Origin of the sequence: Streptomyces xiamenensis (genome assembly GCF_000993785.3) — a bacterium.
In the GTDB taxonomy this organism is placed as follows: Bacteria; Actinomycetota; Actinomycetes; order Streptomycetales; family Streptomycetaceae; genus Streptomyces; species Streptomyces xiamenensis.
On record NZ_CP009922.3, the window covers coordinates 4,656,379 to 4,671,846 of the forward strand.

A 15,468-nucleotide genomic window follows, 5' to 3' on the forward strand; every position below is an offset into this window, starting at 1 on the left:
CGCACGGCGGCCGGAGGGAGCACCCGTGACGACGGGACCCACCGAGCGCACCGCCCGTGCCACATACACGGAGGCGACCGCCGCGCTGGCGAGCTGTGTCCTCGACGCCCTGCGGGGCGCCGGGGACACAGCCCCGCTCGCACGGTTCACCGAAACCGCGAGCGACCCCAAGGCGGCTCTGGCGGCCGTCCGCGTCCTGGGGGCCGACGTCCTCGCCCCGTACGCCCTCACCGGCGGCAGCCCGCACCCGCGCGACCTGGCCGTCATCAGCCAGGCCACCGCCGTCTTCCCCGCACCCGTGCTCACCGCGCCGCCCCCCGAGGGTCCGATCGAGAACTGGGCCATCGCCTGGCGCGACTGGGCCACCGACCGGCTCATCGCCGCCCTCGGCGACGCGGCGGCCCAGGAGAGCCCGCGGCCGCCCACCGGTGAGATCCTCACCGACGCCACCGACTGGCCCCGCTGGGCCGCCGGTTGTGCCCGGCTGGCCCCGCTCACCCTGCCCGGCGTCGGCGGCCCCGTGCCGGCCGCCGTGCGCCGCCACCCCGTACCCCTGGCCCGCGCCACCACCCGCGCCCTGCTGCGCCGTGACTACCCCACCGCGGCCCGGCTGCTGCGCTGGCTGGCCGCCGCCCAGCGCGACGGGGTGACCCTCGCGCTGGAACCCGACCGGCTCACCGAGCACATCGCCCTGCACGCCGCCGGCGAGCCGCGCCTCGCCCTCGATCTGGCGGTGGCCCGGCTGCTGCTGGGGAGGACCGCATGACCACCGCCGTCACCCCGATCGCCCACCAGGTCGCCACCCGCGCCTTCGGCTGGCTCCTCGCGCACCGCGACCACGGCGCGCTGCCCGAGGGCACCACGGCCGACCTCGGGGACCCCAACAGCGTCTACAAGCCGCTGGGTGAGGCCGCCCTGGCCGGCTCCCTGGTGCTGCGCGAATCCGCCGCCGGCAGCGAGAGCATGCGCGCCGCACGCGAACTGCTCGACTTCGGCTGGCGGCAACTGCGCGAGGGCGACCTGCTGTACGAGCGGCAGCTGCGCCACGCGCTGCTCACCGACCCGCTGGAGATGTACGCCCACTTCGCGCGCGCCGGTTACCGCCACGACGGGATGGACGCCCTGCTGCGGCACAACGCCGCGCTGCGCTCGGTACGCGCCGCCGAGGTGGTGCCCAACCGCCGGCTGGCCATCGCCAACGCGGCGCGGATCGCCGGGCTCGACTACGGCTTCGACTGGGCGGCACTGACCCGCGCCACCTGGTTGGGCGCCACCCCCGAGCCGTGGGCCATCGACTGGATGACCGCCTACTCCATGACCCACACGGTCTTCCACCTCACCGACTGGGGCGCCCGCCCCGAGGACCTGCCGGAGGAGATCGCGAGCTACCTCACCACCTGGCTGCCGGTGTGGACGGACATCTGGCGCGAGGTCGCCCAGTGGGACCTGGTCGCCGAACTGATGATCGTCGGCTCCTGTCTGCCGGACCCGGTGTGCGACCCCGCCGACTGGGCGGCGCTGGCGGCCGTCCAGCACCCGGACGGTCTGGTGCCGCGCGACGGCGATCCGGTGAGCGAGGACCCGGCCCGGCGGTTCGCCGATCACCAGCACACCGCCGTGGTCGCGGCCGTCGCCGGGAGCATCGCGGTCTCCCGCACGCTCGCGTGAACGGGGTGCGGCGGCAGGCGCGGGCGGTGGCCGGGCCGCTGCTCGCGCCGCTGGCCGCCGCCGCGCCGGGCGCCAGCGCCGTGGCGGTGGCGGCGCACCTGGCGGGGGAGCGGCTGCTGGCGGTCGGCGGCAGTACCGCGCACGGCGCCGCCGGCCTTCCGGCCGGCCCGGAGACGCGGTTCGCCGTCGGCTCGGTGACCAAGACCTACACGGCGCTGCTGCTTGCGGAGCTGGTGGCCGTCGGCGACGTCCGGTACGACGACCCGATCGACCGCTATCTGCCGCCCGGTGCGGCCCCGTACCGGCGGATCGGTGGCGCTCCCATCACGCTGCTGCACCTGGCCACCCACACCTCGGGGCTGCCCCGGCTGCCGCCCGGGCTGCTGCGCCGGGCGCTGCCGCGCTGGTTCTCCAACCCCTACGCGGAGTACGGTCCGGGCGATCTGCTGGCGGCGCTGGCGCACACCCGCCCGTTCGCCGCCCCCGGCACCCGGGTGCGCTACTCGAACTTCGGCGTCGGGCTGCTGGGCATGCTGCTGGCCCGCGCGGCGGGGGAGCCGTTCGGCGGGTACGAGCGGGTACTGGCCGCGCGCGTGCTCACCCCGCTGGGCCTGCTGCGCACCGGCGGGGACGGCGCGGCGGCGGAGGACACCACCGGCTACTGGCACGGCCGGGCCAGGCCGCCCTGGCGGATCCCCGGGCTGGCCGGAGCCGGGGTCCTGCACGCCGGGGCGGACGAGCTGCTGCGCTACCTGGAGGCGCTGCTGTACCCGGGGCGGGCGGCCGGCGCCGGCCCGCTGGCCACCGCGCTGGCGGAGGTGGCCAGGCCCCGTCTCGTGGTGCGCCCCGGGGAGGACCGGATCGCCCTGGTCTGGAACATCAGGCAGCGCCCCGGGCATGTGCTGTGCTTCCACTCGGGGGGCACCCGGGGCAGCACGGCGTTCGTGGGCTTCAGCCCCGAGCGGCGGGTGGCGCTGGTCGCGGTGACCAACAGCGCGCCCGCGCTGAACGGCGCTTTCATCCAGCGGGCGTACCTGCTGCTGAGAGAACTGGCGGGCGGGACAACTCGTTTTGGAGCACCGTCGCCGATCGGGTAATGTTCTTCCTGTCGCCGGGACAGACCGGCGGACGCCAAGCAAAACTTCCTCCGGAAGTTGCGATTTGGTGGGCTATGGTGTAATTGGCAGCACGACTGATTCTGGTTCAGTTAGTCTAGGTTCGAGTCCTGGTAGCCCAGCGCGATCTGTTCGCAGATCAAAGCCCCCGTTGTGTAGCGGCCTAGCACGCTGCCCTCTCACGGCAGTAGCGCCGGTTCGAATCCGGTCGGGGGTACGGATCCTTCGGGATCTTGTGTGGGCCCCCGTTGTGTAGCGGCCTAGCACGCCGCCCTCTCAAGGCGGTAGCGCCGGTTCGAATCCGGTCGGGGGTACGCGAGCAGAGCCCCCCTTCTCACCCCAGGTGAGGAGGGGGGCTTTTCGCTGTTCAGGGGTGGTGTCCCAGGTGCTGGGAGGCGGTCTCGGCCTGGGCGAGGCGGCGCAGGCTCAGCAGCACGGGTTCGTAGAGCACGGTGAGCGCGACGGCCGCCTCCAACTGGGTGGTGGGCGAGGTGAACTCACCGATGAGTGCCACCTCGTGCCCGGCGAGCCGGCCGGCGGCCTCGCCGTACGGCAGCAGTTGCTCGACGGTGCAGGGGTAGCCCAGCCGCAACAGCGCGGTGAGGGCGGAAACCAGCGCCTGGTGTGCCGGGTTGCCCGGCACGACGCGCCAGCCGAGCCGGCGCTGGAGCTCCTCGGCGAGGGTGCGGGCGGCGGCGACGGTTTCGTCGTTCTCCCGTGGCGGCGCGGGGTGGGGGAGGGCGGCGATGGCGGTGCCGATCCGGGTGAGCTGATCGCTCTCCTCGTCCTCGACGGCGGCGAGCACCTCCCGGGCGGTGGCCACCGGGATGCGGCCGACCTGCACCAGCGCGCGGATCAGCCGCAGCCGGCGCAGATGCTCCTCGCGGTACTCGGACTGGGTGGCCGTGACCCGTTCGCCCGGTGGCAGCAGCCCTTCCCGCAGGTAGTACTTGATCGTCGCGGTGGTCACCCCACTGCGCTCGCTCAGCTCCGCGAGCCGCATACGGCCCCAGCTCCTCTTTTTCCGGGATCCCCTTGCCAGGATGGGTTGGAGAGTGCAACTATCCAATCATGGATAGCGAGACTATCCAATGCTGCCCGGAAGAGTGCGTCGGAGAGCGGGGAAGACATGAGCGGCAAGATCGTTGAGGGCCGGATGACGGCGGCGGCCACGGGGGAGGTCACGCTGTTCCTGATCGGCATGCGGATCAACAGCTTCTGGCGGGTGCGCCACTGGGGGCCGCTGCTGAGGGCGATGCCCAGGATGCTGCGCGAGCTGTCCCGCGATCCGGACAGCGGACTGCTCGGGTACCGGTTGCTGTGGGGCGGGCCCAGGCTGATCTACGTGGTGCAGTACTGGTCGTCCCACGAGCGGCTGATGGCGTACGCCTCGGCGCCGGACGGGGAGCATCGCCCGGCCTGGGCGGCGTTCAACCGGCGGATACGGCAGGGCCGGGGCCGGGTGGGTTTCTGGCACGAGACCTATGTGGTCCCGGCCGGCGCGCACGAGTCGGTCTACCGGAACATGCCGGCCTTCGGCCTGGGCGCCGCGGGCGGGGTGATACCCGTGGAGCGGCGTGGGGAGAGCGCGGCCGAGCGCCTCGGCCGGGTCTGACCGCTCGACCGGGTCCCGAGACGGGGCGCGATCGCCGGCGCGGGGCAGGGCGGTGTGGAGCGGGGCGGTACGCGCCCCGACGTCCCGCCGTGGGCGGTCAGTGGCCCCCGCCGCGCTTGAGCGCCTCGGTCAGGCGTCCGGCGGCGTCGATCAGGGCCTGGGCGTGCATCCGGCCCGGGTGCCTGGTCAGGCGCTCGATGGGTCCGGAGACGGAGACGGCCGCCACCACCCGGTTGGACGGGCCGCGGACCGGGGCGGACACCGAGGCCACCCCCGGCTCCCGCTCGCCGATCGACTGGGCCCAGCCCCGGCGGCGCACTCCGGACAGCGCCGTGGCGGTGAACCGCGCGCCCTGCAGCCCGTGGTGCAGCCGCTCGGGCTCCTCCCAGGCCAGCAGGATCTGCGCCGCGGACCCGGCCTTCATCGGGAGGGTGGAGCCCACCGGCACGGTGTCCCGCAGCCCGGACAGCCGCTCCGCCGCCGCGACGCAGATGCGCATGTCGCCCTGCCTGCGGTACAGCTGAGCGCTCTCCCCGGTGAGATCCCGCAGATGCGTCAGCACCGGTCCGGCCGCCGCCAGCAGCCGGTCCTCGCCGGCCGCCGCCGCCAGCTCCGCCAGGCGCGGGCCCAGGACGAAGCGGCCCTGCATGTCACGGGCGAGCAGCCGGTGATGTTCCAGGGCGACCGCCATGCGGTGCGCCGTGGGCCTGGCCAGTCCCGTGGCCGACACCAGACCGGCCAGCGTCGCCGGACCGGACTCCAGTGCGCCGAGCACCAGGGCCGCCTTGTCCAGTACACCCACTCCGCTGGAGTCGCCACGTGAATTGTCCATGCAACGATACTCGCGTCTCACACTGTGAAACGCAAGTTCCTTTTTCCCGAGAAGGCGCCACCCTGGACGGCCAGGGTCCGCAAAGGGGTGGACCCGGCCACCGTCCGGTACGCGGGGAGCGGACGGCGGCCACGTGGAGCGGAGGGAATGCGATGGGACGGACACTGGCGGAGAAAGTCTGGGACGACCATGTCGTCCGGCGTGCGGAGGGAGAGCCCGATCTGCTCTTCATCGATCTCCATCTCCTGCACGAGGTGACGAGCCCGCAGGCGTTCGACGGGCTGCGCAAGAGCGGCCGTACGGTCCGCCGCACCGACCTCACCATCGCCACCGAGGACCACAACACCCCCACCCTCGACATCGACAAGCCGATCGCCGACCCGGTCTCCCGCACCCAGCTGGAGACGCTGCGCAAGAACTGCGCCGACTTCGGGGTCCGGCTGCACTCGCTGGGCGACGACGAGCAGGGCGTGGTGCACGTGGTCGGCCCGCAGCTGGGGCTCACCCAGCCGGGCACCACCGTGGTCTGCGGTGACAGCCACACCTCCACCCACGGGGCGTTCGGCGCGCTGGCGTTCGGCATCGGCACCAGCCAGGTCGAGCACGTGCTCGCCACCCAGACGCTGCCGATGGCGCCGTTCCGGACCATGGCGATCACCGTCGAGGGCGAGCTGCCCGAGGGCGTCACCGCCAAGGACCTGATCCTGGCGATCATCGCCCGGATCGGCACCGGTGGCGGCCAGGGCTACGTCATCGAATACCGCGGCGAGGCCATCGAGAAGCTCTCGATGGAGGCCCGCATGACCATCTGCAACATGTCCATCGAGGCGGGCGCCCGGGCCGGCATGATCGCCCCGGACGAGACCACCTTCGCCTATCTGCGCGGGCGTGACCACGCCCCCCGGGACGCCGAGTGGGACGAGGCGGTCGCGTACTGGAAGACGCTGCGCACCGACGAGGACGCCGTCTTCGACCACGAGGTCGTCATCGACGCCACCGCCCTGGCGCCGTTCGTCACCTGGGGGACCAACCCCGGACAGGGCGCTCCGCTGTCGGCCGCCGTGCCCGACCCGGAGCAGTTCACCGACCCCAGCGAGCGGTTCGCCGCCCAGAAGGCGCTGGAGTACATGGACCTGTCCGCCGGGATGCCGCTGCGCGAGATCTCCGTGGACACCGTCTTCGTGGGTTCGTGCACCAACGGCCGCATCGAGGACCTGCGCTCCGCCGCTGCCGTGCTCAAGGGCCGCAAGGTCGCCGACGGGGTACGGATGCTGGTGGTCCCCGGATCCGTCCGGGTGGCGCTGCAGGCCGTGCACGAGGGGCTGGACAAGGTGTTCACCGCGGCCGGCGCCGAATGGCGGCACGCCGGCTGTTCCATGTGTCTGGGCATGAACCCGGACCAGCTGGCCCCCGGCGAGCGCTCCGCCTCCACCTCCAACCGCAACTTCGAGGGCAGGCAGGGCAAGGGCGGCCGTACCCACCTGGTCTCCCCGCAGGTCGCCGCCGCCACCGCGGTCACCGGCACCCTCGCGTCCCCGGCCGATCTGGCCGGCGTTCCCGTCCCCGTGGAGGTCTGAGCCATGGAAGCATTCACCACCCACACCGGCCGGGCCGTCCCGCTGCGCCGCTCCAACGTCGACACCGACCAGATCATCCCGGCCCACTGGCTGAAGAAGGTCACCCGGGACGGCTTCGAGGACGGCCTGTTCGAGGCGTGGCGCAAGGACCCGGAGTTCGTCCTCAACCGGCCGGAACGCTCCGGCGCCACCGTGCTGGTGGCCGGCCCCGACTTCGGCACCGGCTCCTCCCGTGAGCACGCCGTGTGGGCGCTGCAGAACTACGGTTTCAAGGCGGTGATCTCCTCCCGCTTCGCGGACATCTTCCGGGGCAACTCCCTGAAGAACGGTCTGCTGACCGTGGTGCTCCCCCAGGAGACCGTCGAGGCGCTGTGGCAGCTCACCGAGTCCGACCCGGCCGCGCCCGTCACGGTCGACCTGGTCACCCGCACCGTGACCGCCGAGGGCGTCGAGGCCGGGTTCGAGCTGGACGAGAACGCCCGCTGGCGGTTGCTCGAAGGGCTCGACGACATCAGCATCACGCTCCAGAACGAGGACGCGATCGCCGCCTTCGAGGCGCGCCGGCCCGGGTACAAGCCGCGCACCCTGACCCACTGACTCCCGCCCCGACGGGCCCCGTTCACCGTGGCCCGCTACCACCCGCCCCCAACCGGCCAGCCGGATGGGGGCGGTGGTCGTTCCGGCACCGAACGACACGTCAGGACACGGCCTTTGGGGGCTTACCGGGCGAGAGCGGATGCAAAGTGGCACAATCGGCGTATGGAACGCGACGGTCAACCTGAGCTGTACGACCTCGTCGCCGCTCGGCTGAAAGAGGCGCACCGTGCGGTGCGCACCGCACAAGTGCCCGAGCCCGTACGGCAGGCCCTCACCCGGAAACTGCTGGTGATCACGGCGGCTGCCAAACAGGACCTGCCGGGCGCCGCCCGCCGTCTGGAACGGCTGATCGCGGACGTCGACGCGGGGCGGATGCCGCCCGATCCACCCGGTCACGGCCGCGATGGAACCGCGTGATGGCCGAGTTCGTTGCGACACAAGGGTGATTAGCCCGTTTCACGTTTGATTTGCGGAATATATCTGCCTAACGTGCGAAAAAGCTTGAACACATTCGTTCCAGCCATGCCTGCGAAGGGGAAGACGTGAACAAGGCGCAGCTCGTAGAAGCGATTGCAGACAAGCTCGGCGGCCGCCAGCAGGCCGCGGACGCGGTGGACATCGTCCTCGATGCCATCATCCGGGCAGTGGTGGCCGGCGAGCGCGTCTCGGTCACCGGTTTCGGGTCGTTCGAGAAGGTCAACCGCCCCGCCCGCTACGCGCGCAACCCGCAGACCGGGGAGCGGGTGCGGGTCAAGAAGACCTCCGTCCCCCGCTTCCGGGCCGGCCAGGGTTTCAAGGACCTGGTCGCCGGGACCAAGAAGCTCCCCAAGAACGACGTCGCCGTGAAGAAGGCCCCCAAGGGCAGCCTCTCGGGTGGCACCACCACCAAGAAGGCGGCCGCGAAGAAGGCCACCGCCAAGAAGACCACGGCGAAGAAGACCACCGCCAAGAAGACCACCGCGAGGAAGGCCACCACCAAGAAGGCCACCGCCAAGAAGACCACGGCGAAGAAGGCCCCGGCCAAGAAGACCACCGCCAAGAAGGCCCCGGCCAAGCGGGCCTCCGCCCGCAAGACCACCGCCAAGAAGGCCACCGCGCGCCGCGGGTGAGCCACGGCACCCGAGCCTCCGTCCCGCGGGCCGGACTCCCCCACCGGGGAGCCCGGCCCGCGCGCTTGTGTCCTGCCCCCGCCCGCCGCACTACGATGCCCGCATGCAGGCCACCGCGTACACCTACGACTCCGGCACCCGCAGCGGAAGTGTGCTGCTGGACGACGGCACCCCACTGGACTTCGGCCCCGACGCCTTCGAGGCCGGAGGGCTGCTGCTGCTCCGCCCCGGCCAGCGGGTACGCATCGAGACCGAGGACGGCACCCCCGCCGCCCCCATCACCCTGGTGACACTCCAGACACTGTGACCGCGCGGACCCCGGCCGCTGTGCGCGGCCCCACGCCCAGCGCCAGCGCCCGCCGCAGATCCGCCCCGGTGTCCACGTCCTGACGCACGCTTTCCACCCCGGCCAGCGTGAGTTCCACCGCACCGGAATCACGATGCCGCGCCCGGGACGCGCCCTCGAACGCCGGCGCGAGCGCCGTTCCGGGGCCCGCCGTCAGCACCGTGGTGCCCACCCCCGCCGCGTCCGCCACGAACGCCCGTGGATACCCGCCCGCCGCCGTCAGCACCCGTGCCAGCTCCGCCGGACGCAGCGCCGGCAGATCCGCGCCGAGCGCCGCCACCGCGGCGCGCGCGCCCCGCTCGCGCACCACCCGCTCCCCGTGCGCCAGCGCGGCGTTGAGGCCACCACGCGGCGCGTCCGGAACGACGCGCGCCCCCAGGCGCGCCAGCCGCCGCGCCGCCAGCGGATCATCCGTGACAACCGCCACATCCCGTACCGCCACGCACTCCAGTGCCGCGGCCACCGTGTCCTCGGCGAAGGCCAGTACGAGGGCCGACCGCCGCTCCCCGGCGCTCACCGCCACCAGCCTGCTCTTCGCCCGTCCCAGCGGCTTCAGCGGCACGATCAGCGACCATCCGGCGTGCTGTGGCATCACGTTTCCCTCCCCGGCTTCCGCCTGTCCGACCAGTCTGCCTGCCCGTCGCGGGCCCCGGGACGTAAGGTCACAGGATGCCCACGGGGTCACAGTGCCCCGCTGGACAGCCAAACCGCCTGGAGCGACACTTGTCCGGCGCTCCCGCAAGGCCGTGCCGGAGTAGTGCAAGAGGAGATGGTGTCCGAGTGTCCCGCCGCAGAATCGGCCTCTATTACCGATGCGCCGCGTTTCTGGTAAAGCCCCCGATGCTGATCCTGTTCAAGCGGGACTGGCGGGGCCAGGAAAACATTCCGGACCATGGCGGATTCATCACCGCCGTGAATCACAACTCCTATCTCGACCCGCTCTCCTACGCCCACTTCCAGTACAGCACCGGGCGGGTGCCCCGTTTCCTCGCCAAGGTCGGGCTGTTCAAACGGGGCTTCGTCGGGTTCATGATGCGCCGCACGGGCCAGATCCCCGTCTACCGCGAGAGCTCGGACGCGGCCGGCGCCTTCCGCGCCGCCGTCGACGCCGTCAACAGCGGGGAATGCGTCGCCTTCTACCCCGAGGGCACCCTGACCCGCGACCCGGACCTGTGGCCCATGGCGGGCAAGACCGGCGCCGCGCGGGTCGCCCTGCTCACCCACGCCCCGGTCATCCCGGTGGCCCAGTGGGGCGCGAACGAGGCCATGCCGCCGTACGCGAAGAACCACAAGGTGCGGCTGTTCCCGCGCAAGACCCTCACCGTGGTGGCCGGCCCCCCGGTGGATCTGAGCGACCTGTACGAGCGCGAGCCCTCCGCCGAGGTGCTGCGCACGGCGACCGAACGGATCATGGACGCCGTCACGGGACAACTCGCCGTGATCCGGCAGCAGACCCCGCCGGACCGCCGCTACGTGTACGACCGGGACCGTACCGAGCACCCGGAGCACCCGGAACCCGCGGGGCCGACGGCCGCTCGGCCGGAGAGCACCGGGCCCGCCGCCCCGGCTTCCCTGAAGCAGAGCAAGGACATCAAGGAGATCAGCGAGTGACGCGCGTCGCCGTCTTCGGCAATGGTTCCTGGGGAACCGCCTTCGCCATGGTGCTGGCCGACGCCGGTGCCCGGGTGGCGCTGTGGGGCCGCCGCCCCGCTCTCGCCGAGACCATCAACACCACCCGGGTCAACCCGGACTATCTGCCCGGCGTCCGGCTGCCGGACGGCGTACGGGCCAGCGCCGACCCCGCCGAGGCGGCGGACGGCGCCGAGTTCACCGTGCTGGCGGTGCCCTCCCAGACCCTGCGGGAGAACCTCGCCGCCTGGAACCCGCTGCTGCCCCCGGACACCGTGCTGGTCTCCCTGATGAAGGGCGTGGAACTGGGCACCAGCAAGCGCATGAGCGAGGTCGTCGCGGAGGTGACCGGCGCGGGCCCGGAGCGCATCGCGGTGCTGTCGGGCCCGAACCTCGCCCGCGAGATCGCCGAGCGGCAGCCCGCCGCCTCCGTGGTCGCCTGCCGCGACGAGGATGTCGCCCGCCGGCTCCAGGCCGCCTGCCACACCGGGTACTTCCGCCCGTACACCAACACCGACGTGGTGGGCTGCGAACTCGGCGGCGCCGTCAAGAACGTCATCGCACTCGCCGTGGGCATCGCCGGCGGCATGGGCCTTGGCGACAACGCGAAGGCGTCCCTCATCACCCGTGGTCTGGCCGAGACCACCCGGCTCGGCCTGGCGATGGGCGCCGACGCCCACACCTTCGCCGGGCTCGCCGGGATGGGCGACCTCGTCGCCACCTGCTCCTCGCCGCTGTCCCGCAACAACACCTTCGGCACCAACCTCGGCCGGGGCATGACCCTCGAAGAGACCATCGCCGTCACCCGGCAGACCGCCGAGGGCGTGAAATCCTGCCGCTCCGTACGGGATCTGGCGCGCCGCCACGACGTCGACATGCCGCTGACGGAAACGGTGGTGGGCATCGTCCACGAAGGAGTGCAGCCCGCCGCCGCGCTCAAGGATCTGATGGCGCGCAGCGCCAAGGCCGAGGTTCGCTGACTGCCGGGCAGGTGTACGAGTAGCCTCATGGGGTTATGAGCAGCGACTCCACACCCCAGAGCCCCAAGCCCCGCGTCGCCGTCGTCTTCGGCGGCCGCAGCTCCGAGCACACCATCTCGGTCCTGACCGCGGGCGCCGTGCTCCGCGCGATCGACCGTGACCGCTACGACGTGCTGCCCATCGGCATCACCACCGACGGCCGCTGGGCGCTGACCGCCGACGACCCCGAGCGGATGGCCCTCAGCGGCCGTGAACTCCCGACCGTGGCCGCCATCGCCGAACCCGGTGGCGGCTCCGTGCTGCTGCCGGTCGACCCCGCGGGCCGCGAGGTCGTCTACTGCGAACCGGGCTCGGTGCCCAAGGACCTCGGCGACGTGGACGTCGTCTTCCCGGTGCTGCACGGCCCGTACGGCGAGGACGGCACCCTCCAGGGGCTGCTGGAGCTGTCCGGCGTGCCCTACGTCGGCGCCGGCGTACTGGCCTCGGCGGTCGGCATGGACAAGGAGTACATGAAGCGCGTCTTCACCTCCTTCGGGCTGCCGGTCGGCCCGTACACCGTCGTCCGTCCGCGCGAGTGGGCCGCCGACCCGGCCGCCGCCCGCAAGAAGATCGTGGACTTCGCCGCCGACCACGGCTGGCCGGTCTTCGTCAAGCCCGCGCGGGCCGGCTCCTCCATGGGCATCACCAAGGTGAGCGGCCTCGCCGGTCTCGACGAGGCCATCGCCGAGGCGCAGGCCCACGACCCGAAGATCATCGTGGAGTCGCTGCTCAGCGGCCGGGAGATCGAGTGCGGCGTCCTGGAGTTCGAGGAGGGCCCGCGCGCCTCGGTGCCCGCCGAGATCCCGCCGGTCTCCCACCACGACTTCTACGACTTCGAGGCCAAGTACCTGGACTCGGCCGAGGGCATCGTGCCCGCGCCGCTGACGCCCGAGCAGACCGCCCGGGTGCAGGAGCTGTCCGTGCTCGCCTACGAGGCGGTCTCCTGCGAGGGCCTGGTCAGGGCGGACTTCTTCCTCACCGAGGACGGCGAGTTCGTCATCAACGAGATCAACACCCTGCCCGGATTCACGCCGATCTCGATGTACCCCAGGATGTGGCAGGCCTCCGGGATGGAGTACCCCGAACTGATCGACCGGCTCATCCAGGCGGCGCTGCGCCGCTCCACGGGGCTGCGCTAGGGAACCCCCCGGCGTGCGGGCCGGAGGGTCGCACACGCGGTGGCGGGTGCGGCCCCGGCCCGGCCCCTTCCGGGGCGGGGCCGCGGTGCGGGTCAGGAACCGGGCGGCTGCTCGGCGTACAGCTCGTCCAGCGGTACGTTGCCGGCGATCGCCCCGGCGAGATCGACCAGCGGGTTCACCTCGGGCGCGTACGCGGCGGGCACCGTGACCTCCACGAACACCGTGCGGTGGGTGGTGGTGAACAGCTTCCCGCCGCCCGGGGCGTCCTCCAGCAGCCAGGACACCCCGTTGACGTCCACCGCGTCGGCGAGCGGGTCATAACCTTCCTCACCCGGAGTCAGCAGCAGCGGCAGTGACACCCCGCAGCGCAGCACGATCCCCGGGTCCCCCCACACGGCGACCTGGGGCAGCGCGCCGTCGTCCGTACGGCCCCGGCCCTCCACCCGCTCCGGCAGCGCCGCGGCGACCGCCTCGCAGACCGGCGCCGCCGCCGCGTCCGGGGTCGGCGCCACCACGGCGGTGCCGCCCCCGTCGCCCTCGCCGCCGCATCCGGTCAGCGCCAACAGCGCGGCCAGGGCGGTCGGCACGGCGCCGGCGGTACGTACGGTGAGGCTCACGCCGCCAGCATAGGGTGCCCTACAGATGCACCACCGGGCAGGTCAAGGTGCGGGTGATCCCCCGTACCTGCTGCACCTGAGCCACCACCAGCCGGCCCAGGTCATCGACCGAGGACGCCTCGGCGCGCACGATGACGTCGTAGGGGCCGGTGACGTCCTCGGCCGTGATCACACCCGGAACCCGGGAGATGACGTCGGCCACGGCGGACGCCTTGCCCACCTCGGTCTGGATCAGGATGTACGCCTGTACCACAGGTCCTCCACGGCGGCTACGAGGTGCGGGGGCGCTACCGTAGCGCGTCATGACCTGCACCGGGAGACATCGTCCGGTGCCGATCGCCGCGGAGCGACCGCGGCGGTGCCGAAGAGAGCTGAGGAGAGCCGAGTGAAGGGCAGTGTGGGGGAACTGGGGGAGTTCGGGCTGATCCGGGAGCTGACCGCCCGGATCAGCGACACTCCCGCCGTACGTCTCGGCCCCGGCGACGACGCCGCGGTGATCGCCACCCCGGACCGGCGGGTGGTGGCCAGCACCGACATCCTGCTGGAGGGGCGGCACTTCCGCCGCGACTGGTCCACCGCCTACGACGTCGGCCGCAAGGCCGCGGCCCAGAACCTCGCGGACATCGCCGCGATGGGCGCCGTGCCCACCGCCATCCTGCTCGGCCTGGTGGTCCCCGCCGAACTGCCCGTCACCTGGCCCACCGAACTCATGGACGGTATCCACGACGAGTGCCAGGTGGCCGGAGCCGGCGTGGCCGGCGGCGACGTGGTGCGCGGCGACGCCATCACCGTGTCCATCACCGCCCTGGGCGACCTGCGCGACCGCGAACCCGTCACCCGCTCCGGCGCCAGGCCCGGTGACCTGCTGGCCGTCACCGGCTGGCTCGGCTGGTCGGCGGCCGGATTCACCGTGCTCTCCCGCGGTTTCCGTTCCCCGCGCGCCTTCGTCGAGGCGCACCGCCGCCCCGAACCCCCGTACCACGCGGGCCCCGCCGCCGCCGCGCTCGGCGCCACCGCCATGACCGACGTCAGCGACGGGCTGATCGCCGACCTGGGGCACATCGCGCACAGCAGCGGCGTCCGCATCGACATCCACGCCGAGTCGCTCGACGTACCCGCCCAGATGTCCGACATCGGGCACGCGGTGGGCGTCGACCCGCTGCAGTGGGTGCTCACCGGCGGCGAGGACCACGCGATCGTGGCGACCTTCCCCGCCGACACCAAACTCCCCGCCCGCTGGCGGGTGATCGGCCAGGTACTGCCCGCGCGGGGCAGCGTACGGCCCCAGGTGACGGTGGACGGGGCCCCCTGGGAACGGGACGGGGGCTGGGATCACTTCGGCTCCGGCGGCTGAATAGGGTCGGGGCCATGAACCGCGCCCCGCATACCCCCGACCCCGCCACCACCACGCCCCCGCCACGGGTGCTGACCGTCGCCGGCTCCGACTCCGGCGGCGGCGCCGGCATCCAGGCCGATCTGAAGACCATGCTGGCGCTGGGCACCCACGGCATGAGCGTGCTCACCGCCGTCACCGCGCAGAACTCCCTGGGCGTCCAGGGCGCCTGGCCGCTGCCCGCCGAGGCGATACGCGCCCAGTTCCGCTCGGTCGCCGACGACATCGGGGTGCAGGCGGTCAAGACCGGGATGCTCGGCACGGCGGAGACGGTGCGGACCGTCGCCGCGCTGCTGGAGGGCGTCGGGGTCCCCGTGGTGGTGGACCCGGTGGGCATCTCCAAGCACGGCGATCGCCTGCTGGCCGCCGACGCCGTGCACGCGGTGCGCGAGGTCCTGCTGCCCGCCGCCACCGTGGTCACCCCGAACCTGGACGAGGTGGCCCAGCTCACCGGCGTACGCGTCACCGCCGAGTCCGGTCTGCGGGCGGCGGCCGAGGCGATCCTGGCGCACGGGCCGCGCTGGGCGCTGATCAAGGGCGGCCATCTGCCCGGCGGTGACGCCGTCGACCTGCTCACCGACGGCAGCACGGAACACTGGCTGCGCGCCCCGCGGCACGCCAACCGGCACACGCACGGCACCGGGTGCACCCTGGCCAGCGCCCTCGCCTGCGAACTGGCGCGCGGCGCCACGCTGCCCGACGCCGCGCGGACGGCCAAGGAGTACGTCACCGGGGCCATCGCCGCGGGGTTCCCGCTCGGTGCCGGCATCGGGCCCGTCCACCACGGCTACCGCATCTGAAGCCGCACCCGC

General features: G+C 72.8%; 19 protein-coding genes and 3 tRNA genes. 17 read left to right on the plus strand and 5 right to left on the minus strand.

Annotation, left to right across the window (positions count from 1 at the left end; genetic code table 11):
- Window positions 1-25 precede the first annotated feature (25 nt).
- The 6 genes from SXIM_RS21565 to SXIM_RS21590 all read left to right on the plus strand — a co-directional run bounded on the left by SXIM_RS21565 (window position 26) and on the right by SXIM_RS21590 (window position 3,097).
- Window positions 26-766 (plus strand): hypothetical protein, encoded by a 741-nt coding sequence (locus SXIM_RS21565; RefSeq protein WP_046724919.1) that lies wholly within the window; start codon window positions 26-28, stop codon window positions 764-766.
- Entirely contained in the window at window positions 763-1,668 is a 906-nt protein-coding gene (locus SXIM_RS21570) for a DUF6895 family protein (protein WP_030738469.1), read from the plus strand. Before SXIM_RS21565 ends, SXIM_RS21570 begins: the two co-directional genes overlap by 4 nt.
- Window positions 1,665-2,765 carry a serine hydrolase domain-containing protein gene (locus SXIM_RS21575; protein ID WP_234306997.1) on the plus strand — a complete coding sequence of 367 codons (1,101 nt, stop codon included), beginning with the start codon at window positions 1,665-1,667 and terminating at the stop codon, window positions 2,763-2,765. Before SXIM_RS21570 ends, SXIM_RS21575 begins: the two co-directional genes overlap by 4 nt.
- Before the next feature lie 68 nt (window positions 2,766-2,833).
- Window positions 2,834-2,905, plus strand: a tRNA-Gln gene (locus SXIM_RS21580).
- Window positions 2,906-2,927: 22 nt separating this feature from the next.
- Window positions 2,928-3,000, plus strand: a tRNA-Glu gene (locus SXIM_RS21585).
- A 24-nt stretch (window positions 3,001-3,024) separates the two neighbouring features.
- Window positions 3,025-3,097, plus strand: a tRNA-Glu gene (locus SXIM_RS21590).
- Between the two features lie 53 nt (window positions 3,098-3,150).
- On the opposite strand, the gene SXIM_RS21595 is transcribed toward SXIM_RS21590, so the two are convergent.
- On the minus strand, window positions 3,151-3,786 hold the full coding sequence (locus SXIM_RS21595; RefSeq protein ID WP_046724920.1) for a MerR family transcriptional regulator: 636 nt from the start codon (window positions 3,784-3,786) through the stop codon (window positions 3,151-3,153).
- A 126-nt stretch (window positions 3,787-3,912) separates the two neighbouring features.
- Here SXIM_RS21595 and SXIM_RS21600 point away from each other — a divergent pair, with 126 nt between their 5' ends.
- On the plus strand, window positions 3,913-4,398 hold the full coding sequence (locus SXIM_RS21600) for a DUF4188 domain-containing protein (protein WP_030738459.1): 486 nt from the start codon (window positions 3,913-3,915) through the stop codon (window positions 4,396-4,398).
- 97 nt (window positions 4,399-4,495) lie between these two features.
- On the opposite strand, the gene SXIM_RS21605 is transcribed toward SXIM_RS21600, so the two are convergent.
- A complete protein-coding gene (locus SXIM_RS21605) occupies window positions 4,496-5,230 on the minus strand; it encodes an IclR family transcriptional regulator (protein WP_030738456.1) in 735 nt (244 codons plus the stop codon).
- A gap of 152 nt (window positions 5,231-5,382) precedes the next feature.
- Here SXIM_RS21605 and leuC point away from each other — a divergent pair, with 152 nt between their 5' ends.
- The 5 genes from leuC (at window position 5,383) to SXIM_RS21630 (ending at window position 8,820) form a co-directional block, all read left to right on the plus strand.
- Window positions 5,383-6,807, plus strand: coding sequence for a 3-isopropylmalate dehydratase large subunit (gene leuC, locus SXIM_RS21610; protein ID WP_030738454.1), 1,425 nt, complete (start codon window positions 5,383-5,385; stop codon window positions 6,805-6,807).
- 3 nt (window positions 6,808-6,810) lie between these two features.
- Window positions 6,811-7,404 (plus strand): 3-isopropylmalate dehydratase small subunit, encoded by a 594-nt coding sequence (leuD, locus tag SXIM_RS21615; RefSeq protein ID WP_030738452.1) that lies wholly within the window; start codon window positions 6,811-6,813, stop codon window positions 7,402-7,404.
- A 162-nt stretch (window positions 7,405-7,566) separates the two neighbouring features.
- The gene (locus tag SXIM_RS21620; RefSeq protein WP_030738449.1) at window positions 7,567-7,821 is read left to right on the plus strand and encodes an SCO5555 family protein; all 255 of its coding nucleotides are present in this window, start codon (window positions 7,567-7,569) and stop codon (window positions 7,819-7,821) included.
- Window positions 7,822-7,946: 125 nt separating this feature from the next.
- Window positions 7,947-8,513 (plus strand): HU family DNA-binding protein, encoded by a 567-nt coding sequence (locus SXIM_RS21625; RefSeq protein ID WP_030738446.1) that lies wholly within the window; start codon window positions 7,947-7,949, stop codon window positions 8,511-8,513.
- A gap of 103 nt (window positions 8,514-8,616) precedes the next feature.
- Window positions 8,617-8,820: a hypothetical protein gene (locus SXIM_RS21630; protein ID WP_030738444.1), complete on the plus strand. Its 204-nt coding sequence runs from the start codon at window positions 8,617-8,619 to the stop codon at window positions 8,818-8,820.
- On the opposite strand, the gene cofC is transcribed toward SXIM_RS21630, so the two are convergent.
- Window positions 8,792-9,451: a 2-phospho-L-lactate guanylyltransferase gene (cofC, locus tag SXIM_RS21635; RefSeq protein WP_030738442.1), complete on the minus strand. Its 660-nt coding sequence runs from the start codon at window positions 9,449-9,451 to the stop codon at window positions 8,792-8,794. The two genes, SXIM_RS21630 and cofC, sit on opposite strands and share 29 nt — an antisense overlap.
- 188 nt (window positions 9,452-9,639) lie before the next feature.
- Here cofC and SXIM_RS21640 point away from each other — a divergent pair, with 188 nt between their 5' ends.
- From SXIM_RS21640 to SXIM_RS21650, 3 genes are read left to right on the plus strand one after another with little or no spacing between them, the layout of a single operon-like run.
- Window positions 9,640-10,470 carry a lysophospholipid acyltransferase family protein gene (locus SXIM_RS21640; protein WP_030738439.1) on the plus strand — a complete coding sequence of 277 codons (831 nt, stop codon included), beginning with the start codon at window positions 9,640-9,642 and terminating at the stop codon, window positions 10,468-10,470.
- On the plus strand, window positions 10,467-11,468 hold the full coding sequence (locus SXIM_RS21645; protein ID WP_046724921.1) for an NAD(P)H-dependent glycerol-3-phosphate dehydrogenase: 1,002 nt from the start codon (window positions 10,467-10,469) through the stop codon (window positions 11,466-11,468). The genes SXIM_RS21640 and SXIM_RS21645 overlap by 4 nt, the downstream gene beginning before the upstream one ends.
- Window positions 11,469-11,503: 35 nt before the next feature.
- Entirely contained in the window at window positions 11,504-12,646 is a 1,143-nt protein-coding gene (locus SXIM_RS21650) for a D-alanine--D-alanine ligase family protein (RefSeq protein ID WP_030738433.1), read from the plus strand.
- Window positions 12,647-12,738: 92 nt separating this feature from the next.
- Here SXIM_RS21650 and SXIM_RS21655 read toward each other — a convergent pair whose 3' ends face one another.
- Both SXIM_RS21655 and SXIM_RS21660 read right to left on the minus strand, forming a co-directional pair.
- Entirely contained in the window at window positions 12,739-13,263 is a 525-nt protein-coding gene (locus tag SXIM_RS21655; RefSeq protein ID WP_234306996.1) for a DUF3515 family protein, read from the minus strand.
- 19 nt (window positions 13,264-13,282) lie between these two features.
- Window positions 13,283-13,516 carry an Lrp/AsnC family transcriptional regulator gene (locus SXIM_RS21660; protein ID WP_030738427.1) on the minus strand — a complete coding sequence of 78 codons (234 nt, stop codon included), beginning with the start codon at window positions 13,514-13,516 and terminating at the stop codon, window positions 13,283-13,285.
- 132 nt (window positions 13,517-13,648) lie between these two features.
- Between SXIM_RS21660 and SXIM_RS21665 the strand changes: the two genes are divergently transcribed.
- Both SXIM_RS21665 and thiD read left to right on the plus strand, forming a co-directional pair.
- Window positions 13,649-14,617 carry a thiamine-phosphate kinase gene (locus tag SXIM_RS21665; RefSeq protein WP_030738425.1) on the plus strand — a complete coding sequence of 323 codons (969 nt, stop codon included), beginning with the start codon at window positions 13,649-13,651 and terminating at the stop codon, window positions 14,615-14,617.
- A gap of 14 nt (window positions 14,618-14,631) precedes the next feature.
- Window positions 14,632-15,456: a bifunctional hydroxymethylpyrimidine kinase/phosphomethylpyrimidine kinase gene (gene thiD, locus SXIM_RS21670; RefSeq protein ID WP_046724922.1), complete on the plus strand. Its 825-nt coding sequence runs from the start codon at window positions 14,632-14,634 to the stop codon at window positions 15,454-15,456.
- Window positions 15,457-15,468 lie beyond the last annotated feature (12 nt).

What these genes read in the sequence shown, in the direction of transcription:
- SXIM_RS21570 (WP_030738469.1), top strand. Translation starts at nt 763, where the DNA reads ATGACCACCGCCGTCACCCCGATCGCCCACCAGGTCGCCACCCGCGCC.
- SXIM_RS21595 (WP_046724920.1), bottom strand. Translation starts at nt 3,786, where the DNA reads ATGCGGCTCGCGGAGCTGAGCGAGCGCAGTGGGGTGACCACCGCGACG.
- SXIM_RS21600 (WP_030738459.1), top strand. Translation starts at nt 3,913, where the DNA reads ATGAGCGGCAAGATCGTTGAGGGCCGGATGACGGCGGCGGCCACGGGG.
- SXIM_RS21605 (WP_030738456.1), bottom strand. Translation starts at nt 5,230, where the DNA reads ATGGACAATTCACGTGGCGACTCCAGCGGAGTGGGTGTACTGGACAAG.
- leuC (WP_030738454.1), top strand. Translation starts at nt 5,383, where the DNA reads ATGGGACGGACACTGGCGGAGAAAGTCTGGGACGACCATGTCGTCCGG.
- leuD (WP_030738452.1), top strand. Translation starts at nt 6,811, where the DNA reads ATGGAAGCATTCACCACCCACACCGGCCGGGCCGTCCCGCTGCGCCGC.
- SXIM_RS21620 (WP_030738449.1), top strand. Translation starts at nt 7,567, where the DNA reads ATGGAACGCGACGGTCAACCTGAGCTGTACGACCTCGTCGCCGCTCGG.
- SXIM_RS21630 (WP_030738444.1), top strand. Translation starts at nt 8,617, where the DNA reads ATGCAGGCCACCGCGTACACCTACGACTCCGGCACCCGCAGCGGAAGT.
- cofC (WP_030738442.1), bottom strand. Translation starts at nt 9,451, where the DNA reads ATGCCACAGCACGCCGGATGGTCGCTGATCGTGCCGCTGAAGCCGCTG.
- SXIM_RS21650 (WP_030738433.1), top strand. Translation starts at nt 11,504, where the DNA reads ATGAGCAGCGACTCCACACCCCAGAGCCCCAAGCCCCGCGTCGCCGTC.
- thiD (WP_046724922.1), top strand. Translation starts at nt 14,632, where the DNA reads ATGAACCGCGCCCCGCATACCCCCGACCCCGCCACCACCACGCCCCCG.